Origin of the sequence: Thalassospira sp. MCCC 1A01428 (assembly GCF_002115825.1) — a bacterium.
GTDB lineage: Bacteria > Pseudomonadota > Alphaproteobacteria > Rhodospirillales > Thalassospiraceae > Thalassospira.
The window spans coordinates 144,670-151,776 of sequence record NZ_JFJZ01000012.1; the positions used below are offsets into that span (position 1 = coordinate 144,670).

Sequence of the window (7,107 nt, forward strand, 5' to 3'; positions counted from 1 at the left end):
CATGCCAGTTGGAAACCGGATTTTGCCGCGCACGCGCAAGGTTGCCGATACTATTGTCGCCGATTTTCGGCAATTGCCTGTCGCAAATATCAGCGACTGTATGGGGCGTGTTTTTGCTGGCGGCAGTCGCCTGCGCCCCATGCATCGCGACGGGGTGCTTGCGGGTCCGGCCTTAACCGTTCGCAGTCGCCCGGGCGATAATCTGATGTTGCACAAGGCCATCGACCTGGCCGAACCGGGCGACGTTATTGTGGTTGATGCCGGTGGCGATGTCACCAATGCCCTGATCGGCGAACTGATGCTGGCCCATGCCATTAACCGTGGTGTTGCCGGGTTTGTTCTTTACGGTGCCTTGCGGGACCTGGACGCCTTTCGTCGCGTTAACCTTCCAACCTATGCCCTGGGTGTTACCCATCGGGGGCCTTACAAACATGGCCCCGGTGAAATCAACACCGCCATCGCAATTGAAGGCATGGTAATCGAACCGGGTGATCTGATTGTGGGGGATGCCGACGGTGTTGTGTCGGTTCCCTATCATGATACGGCATATGTGTTACAGGCCACGCGTGAAAAACAGGCGGCCGAACATCGGCAAATGGCCAATATTGAAAACCGTACCAACGACCGTAGCTGGGTGGATAAAGCACTTCTTGCCGCCGGGTGCGAGATTGTCTCGGCGTGACCATTCGTGAAACGTTGCGCCCTTTGTCAAATACCGGTTTTGCCTGGTACTTGGCGGGGAATACCGGCTCAATTGTCGGCACCTGGGCGCAGCGGGTGGCTCTGTTATGGATTGCATGGGAACTAACAGAATCAACAACGGTGCTGGGCCTGCTTGCCATGGCCGATCTCTTGCCCTCGGTTGCCATTGCGCCGCTTGCCGGTACCATTGCCGATCGTTACAACAGGCTCTCGCTGGCAAAAATGCTGCAATGGGTGTCGGTTTTGCCGCCGATGTTATTGCTCGGCCTGTCATTATCCGGGCAGCTTAGGATTGAATGGATCGTTGCTGTTGCGGTTGCAACAGGGGTGATCAACGGGTTTGATCATCCAATACGGATGGTTCTTGTGGGCAGTCTGGTTGAACGCGCGCGTGTTGGCGGGGCTGTTGCCCTTAATTCGATGACGTTCAATCTGGCGCGCATGATCGGGCCGGTTTTTGGCGGGTTGGCGATTGCGGAAAAGCTGTTCTGGCCGCTTTTTTTGTTCAATTGCCTTAGTTATATCGGTTTTGCGACCATTTTGGCGCGGTTGAAATCAAGTACCGTGCCCCAAAAGGCAACGGAACATATGGTTGCTACGGTAAACTGGTCGGCAGTTTTTTGCAGCCTCAAATCTGTGCAGAAATATTTGCTGGCGTATTTCCTATTAATTGCCTTGTGCTTTCGCCCGGTCTTTGAATTGTTGCCTGCATTGGCCGAAAAACTGAATGTTTACGGGGTTACGGCTGCCGATGGTTTTTCAACCCTGACTTTTTTTCAGGGGTTTGGCGCCACGATCGGGGCGGTCTCGGTATCATTTCTTCTGCCCCGGTTTTCGCCCCTTTATCTGATCATTGCCAGTGGTGGCGGGGCATTGGTCGGGATGACCCTGTTCCTGTCATTTGACGGTTTGTACATGGCCGCAATCTGCCTTGCCATGTTGTCCGGGGCCATTTTGGCCAACGGTATTGTCACGCAGGTCGTTTTGCAAACCGGTGTCCCCGATCATGTCCGGGGGCGGGTTCTGTCCCTCTATACCATGATTTTCCGGGGGATCCCTGCGCTTGGGGCGCTGCTTATAGGTATTCTTGCCGATGCGGTATCGCTCCATGTTCTGTTCTTGGCAGGATGCCCGCTTGTCCTTGCAATGACCTTTGTTATCGCTCGCTTAAATCCGCAATCTTTGACTGAAAGAGAGGTTTAAATAAGAAATTCTAATCTAAAGATGAATTTATATTCTCTTTCATAAATAAAAACTGCTGTTATAGGCTTATACCTGAAAAAAGGGAGGAACAAATGAAACTAAAAACACTCATCGTTTCCGCATGTCTGGTCGCGGGATTTGCCACAAGTGCAATGGCTGAATACCCGGAAAAGAAAATCGAAATCATTGTCGGTTATTCGGCTGGCGGCGGAACAGATGTTATGGCGCGCACAGTTGCCCCGTTTCTTGAACGTTATTTGGGAAATGACGCCACTGTCGTCGTCAAAAACATGCCCGGTGCCAGTGGCCAGATCGGGGTAACCGAAGTTGCAAATGCCAAACCCGACGGTTACACAATCGGCACCTATAACCTGCCGGGCATGATGGCCCGCACACTGGACCGCAAGGCCGGTTATTCGGCAGAAAGCTTCACGTATCTTGCCAATGTGGTTGATGACCCCAACGTCATTGTAACGCCCAAAGGCAGCGATATTACATCAATGGACAAACTGGTTGCCGCCGCCCGTAAAGAACCGGGCGGGATGACGGTTGGAATGTCCAGTCTGGGCGGGGATGACCAGTTTTTCCTCATCCGCTTGCAAAAGGAATCCGGGGCGGAATATACAATTGTTCCGTTCAAAGGGTCGGCACCCGCCCGCACTGCGGTCATGGGCGGGCATGTGAATATGGGTATTTTCAACCTTTCCGAAGTTCTTGGGTTTCGCGATGACCTTAACATTGTTGGTGTTGCCCGCCCGGAACGGTCTGATCTGGCCCCAAATGTTCCGACATTTGCCGAACAGGGTTTTAACGTTGTAAATGGCTCGATGCGGGGTTTCGTCGCACCCGCCAATTTGCCAAAGGATGTCGAGGACAAACTGGTCGACGCCTTTAAAAAAGCCTATCAGGACCCGGAATTTACCAAGGCGATGGTCGCGTCGGGCAACCCGGTAAGTCTGGCTGCCGGTGCCGACTTCAAGGCATTGAACCAGGAACAGTTTGAATTTGCCAAAAAGGTTTGGGAAACCACTCCCTGGAAATAGGAAACAATGATCTGAACGGGGCCTTCGGGCCCCGTTTAAACCCCGTATTGTCTTTGGGTTTTCCCCCATTGTTTCTGTTCGCTACCCCATCTCACCACATATGTTTGCTTTTGATGCCGTCAGTTGGCACCGGGCCGTTTTAATACGGCTGCAATGTAATGTTGGGTGTATGGGCTGTTTTCCCTAAACCGAAAGACTAGCAATATGAAGAACCCTGCCGGTTCCCGTATTTTGCAGGCTGACATCATCGCCGGCCTTGTAATTGTTGCATGTAGTGTCTGGTTGCTTACCGAAACCCGCGACATGCCCCCCATGAGTGCGCTTTTACCTGTCGTTATGTTATGTGCGATGGCGTTGATGGGCGTCATTTTGATCGGGCGTACTTTTTTGAAACCCGATCTCAGGTCTGATCGTGCGGTTTTTGTCGCACCACGGCGTTTTTTCCTGGTCGTTTTTGCTATCGGGGCCTACGCGCTCGGCGTTGCCACGTTAGGTTTTTATACGTCAACCACCCTGATGGTGCCCTCGGTTGCATGGTGTTTTGGCTATCGCAAACCGTTTGGTCTGGCCCTTGCCACCGTCATTTTTGTCGGCGGAATTGCGCTGATTTTTCTGGTGTTGATGAACCAGGATTTGCCAACCGAATTTTTTGCCAGCTAACCCGGGAGACTATGGATGTATGGAAATCTGATCGATGCCCTGCCCAGTGTTCTGGGGTGGGCCAATCTGGCCGCTGTTGTCGTGGGGGTTCTGGCCGGTATTTGCGTCGGTGCTTTGCCCGGGCTTAGTGCCACGATGGCAATTTCAGTGTTAATACCGTTTACATTTGGGCTGGACCCGCTTGTGGCACTTGGCATGATGGCCGGTATTTATAATGGTGCCATGTATGGAGGGGCCATTCCCGCGGTTCTTTTGCGTATTCCAGGTACACCGGCGGCTGTTGCCACCAGCTTTGACGGTTATCCAATGGCGCAATCGGGGCGGGGTGGTTATGCCTTGCAGGTGGCTGTGGTTTCCTCGGCCATTGGCGGCATTGTCTCGGCGGTTGTTCTGATGCTGCTAGCACCACCCCTGGCAAAGGTAACTCTGCTTTTTGGCCCCGCCGAAATTTTCTGGGTCGCTGTCTTTGGCCTGTCGTCGATTGTCTTTTTACTGGGCGGGGATCCGCTAAAAGGGCTTATTAGTGCTGCTTTTGGCGTCACGGTTTCGTTGATCGGCTCAGACACCATAACCGGCTATGACCGTTTGACATTTGGGCATCTTGAATTGCTTGATGGCATTAATATTGTTGTTTTGCTTGTTGGCCTTTACGCCTTGCCACCGGCAATTGACTTGCTTGAAGACCCGTCCTTTGAAGGAACCGGAAAACGTTTCACGCTGGGCACCGGAAGTATCTGGAAAGCCATTCCCAGCATGTTGCGGTTCTGGAAAACCTGGATCCGTTCCAGTTTTATTGGTGTTCTTGTCGGCATTTTGCCTGGTGCCGGTGGTTCGATGGCTGCTTTCCTTAGTTATAACGAAGCCCGCCGTGCCGCCAAAAACCCCGATGACTGGGGGAAAGGCGAACCTGAAGGCGTTGCCGCAGCTGAAACAGCCAACAATGCCGATACCGCATCAGCCATGATTCCGGCCCTGACACTGGGGATTCCCGGCACATCTGTGGCGGCGGTCATGCTGGGCGGGCTTTTGATTCATGGTCTACAACCTGGTCCGCTTTTGTTTCGCGATAATCCCGATCTGGTGTTCGGGTTTATGTGGCAGTTTTTGTTTGGCGCCATCCTGCTTATTTTCCTTGGCGGGTCGCTTGCCACCAACAGTTTTGCCCAGGTTCTGCGCATCCCGCGCCCGTTACTTGGGGCGATTATTATCGCGTTGGTTTTTATCGGTGTTTATTCGATCAATGGACGAATGTTTGATGTTTATCTGACATTGGGGTTTGGTCTGGTTGGCTATTTTATGGATAAACTTCGCTTTCCGCTGCCGCCCGTTGTGCTGGGTCTTATTCTGGGTAGTTTCGCCGAGGAAAACCTGCGTCTGGCTTTGCGCATCGGTCGTGGCGACTGGTCTACATTGTGGCATAACACCACCAGTCAGGTGATTATTGTCATCACGATTGCGGTTGTCGTTGGCCCCATGATTTTACGTGTTATCCGTTCCCGAAAATCCGACACGGAAGCCTAACCATGGGGCGGGCATTATCTGTCGAGGATTTCGAAGCCGTTGCGCGCCGTCGCTTGCCGCGTCCCTTGTATGTTTATATCGCCAGCGCTGCCGAAACCGGGGCATCGCTGGCAGATAACCGCAATGCTTTGGCCGAATGGGGCTTTATACCACGTGTCCTTGCCGGTGTTTCCGGGCGAACAACCGAAACATCCCTGTTGGGTCATCGCTATGATGCCCCCATCGGGATTGCCCCGATGGGGGTATCGGCACTAATGGCACTTGATGGTGATGTGGCATTGGCCCGGGCCGCCTTTCAGCACAATATTCCCATGGTCCTTAGCGGGTCGTCGCTGACCCCGATGGAAGAAGTCTTTAACGCTAACCCTGATTGCTGGTTTCAGGCCTATGTCCCCGGCGAGGAGGCAAAAATCCTTGGCCTTCTTGACCGGGTCAGGGCAACAGGCTTTAAAACACTGGTTGTAACGGTTGATACTGCCGTTTTGGCAAACCGCGAAAACAATATTCGTAGCGGGTTTTCAACACCATTGCGGATGACGCCGCGTCTGGCATGGGATTTTGCCAGCCATCCTGGCTGGTTGCTCGGAACCATGGCTCGAACCATTTTACGGCGCGGAATGCCTCATTTTGAAAATTCCTATGCCGAACGGGGCGCGCCGATCATGTCGCGGAATGTTATGCGCGATTTTGGCCGTAAAGATCATCTAACCTGGGATCATTTGCGGTTAATCCGGTCACGCTGGCCGGGCAAACTGGTGGTCAAAGGCGTTTTGGCACCGGAAGATGTGCAAAGGGTTGTTTTGCTAGGCGGCGACGGGGTCATTTTGTCCAATCATGGCGGGCGCCAACTTGATGGTGCCATATCGCCCCTTCGCATATTGCCGCGCGTTGTCGAGGTCGCCGGCGCCATGCCTGTTATGATTGATGGTGGTTTTCGTCGCGGAACCGACATACTCAAGGCTCTGGCATTGGGGGCTTCTTTTGTTTTTGTCGGTCGCCCGTTTTTATATGCGGCTGTGGCGGGTGGCAGCAGCGCCGTAGAACACGCAATCGCAATTTTGAAAACCGAACTGCATCGTGATCTTGGTCTGATGGGCCGGTCATGCTTGTCTGAACTGGACGTATCGGCTCTTTATCGTCTTTAATTTCAGTCTGGTTTTATTATTTTTCTGCAATTGGCTGTTTATGCGACAGCATCACCCTATATAGGGCAATCTTCCTTTATCTGGCCCTGTCTTGTCCGTGCCGTCTTTGGCCTATCAAAAGAATTTCACAAGATTATTTCCTAACGAACTGGCAGGAAAAGGTTTTCTTAGGGGGGAATAGTTTCAGGCACCACTGCCTTATGGGGGTGCCGATGTTCTATTTTTGGTGTGACGTTTCATATTGTTGTTGCGCGTCATACCCAAAACCGCAGGAAATAATATTATGACCGACAAACCTGTTCTTATCCCCGGCCCGGATCATCCTATTGATATCGCCCCTGCCACAACCCGCATAACCGTAACATTTGCCGGTCGTGTCATTGCCGATAGTGCGGCAACCCTGGTTTTGCATGAAGCCCGATATCCGCCGGTTTATTATTTTCCGCGTGGCGATGTTGATGCCACTATTCTCGTATCGTCCGATAAAACCACCTATTGTCCCTATAAGGGTACAGCTGGCTACTTTACGATCCAGACTGACGAAAAAGCGTCAGTTGATGCGATATGGACATACGAAAACCCCCACGATGCCGTTATCGCCATTAAGGATCACGTTGCATTTTATCCGGATCGCGTGACGATTACGCCAGTCGCATAAGGTGGCAATAAACGCATAAAACCAGGAAAATCTGCGCGAAAATGGCGGATTTCTGCCTGTAAGGGGACGTTACGCAGGCTGTCTGAAACCTCCTGACATAACGGTGGCAGTTTTGCATCGATGCTGTGAAAATCTTGCACGATCCTGCAATCAGCTTAGGCTCAGGACCTATTAA

General features: G+C 52.4%; 7 protein-coding genes. All 7 read left to right on the forward strand.

Going from position 1 to position 7,107, the window contains the following annotated elements; translation table 11 throughout:
• Position 1 precedes the first annotated feature (1 nt).
• The 7 genes from THS27_RS12235 to THS27_RS12265 all read left to right on the forward strand — a co-directional run bounded on the left by THS27_RS12235 (position 2) and on the right by THS27_RS12265 (position 6,932).
• Positions 2-682 carry an RraA family protein gene (locus THS27_RS12235; RefSeq protein ID WP_085591219.1) on the forward strand — a complete coding sequence of 227 codons (681 nt, stop codon included), beginning with the start codon at positions 2-4 and terminating at the stop codon, positions 680-682.
• Entirely contained in the window at positions 679-1,905 is a 1,227-nt protein-coding gene (locus THS27_RS12240) for an MFS transporter (RefSeq protein ID WP_168184880.1), read from the forward strand. Before THS27_RS12235 ends, THS27_RS12240 begins: the two co-directional genes overlap by 4 nt.
• 92 nt (positions 1,906-1,997) lie before the next feature.
• On the forward strand, positions 1,998-2,948 hold the full coding sequence (locus tag THS27_RS12245) for a tripartite tricarboxylate transporter substrate binding protein (RefSeq protein ID WP_085591223.1): 951 nt from the start codon (positions 1,998-2,000) through the stop codon (positions 2,946-2,948).
• Positions 2,949-3,152: 204 nt separating this feature from the next.
• The gene (locus THS27_RS12250) at positions 3,153-3,608 is read left to right on the forward strand and encodes a tripartite tricarboxylate transporter TctB family protein (protein WP_085591225.1); all 456 of its coding nucleotides are present in this window, start codon (positions 3,153-3,155) and stop codon (positions 3,606-3,608) included.
• Between the two features lie 15 nt (positions 3,609-3,623).
• Complete coding sequence (locus tag THS27_RS12255; RefSeq protein ID WP_085591227.1) at positions 3,624-5,129, forward strand: tripartite tricarboxylate transporter permease; 1,506 nt, start codon at positions 3,624-3,626, stop codon at positions 5,127-5,129.
• A 2-nt stretch (positions 5,130-5,131) separates the two neighbouring features.
• Positions 5,132-6,274 carry an alpha-hydroxy acid oxidase gene (locus tag THS27_RS12260; protein ID WP_085591229.1) on the forward strand — a complete coding sequence of 381 codons (1,143 nt, stop codon included), beginning with the start codon at positions 5,132-5,134 and terminating at the stop codon, positions 6,272-6,274.
• Positions 6,275-6,557: 283 nt separating this feature from the next.
• Positions 6,558-6,932 (forward strand): DUF427 domain-containing protein, encoded by a 375-nt coding sequence (locus THS27_RS12265; protein WP_085591231.1) that lies wholly within the window; start codon positions 6,558-6,560, stop codon positions 6,930-6,932.
• Positions 6,933-7,107 lie beyond the last annotated feature (175 nt).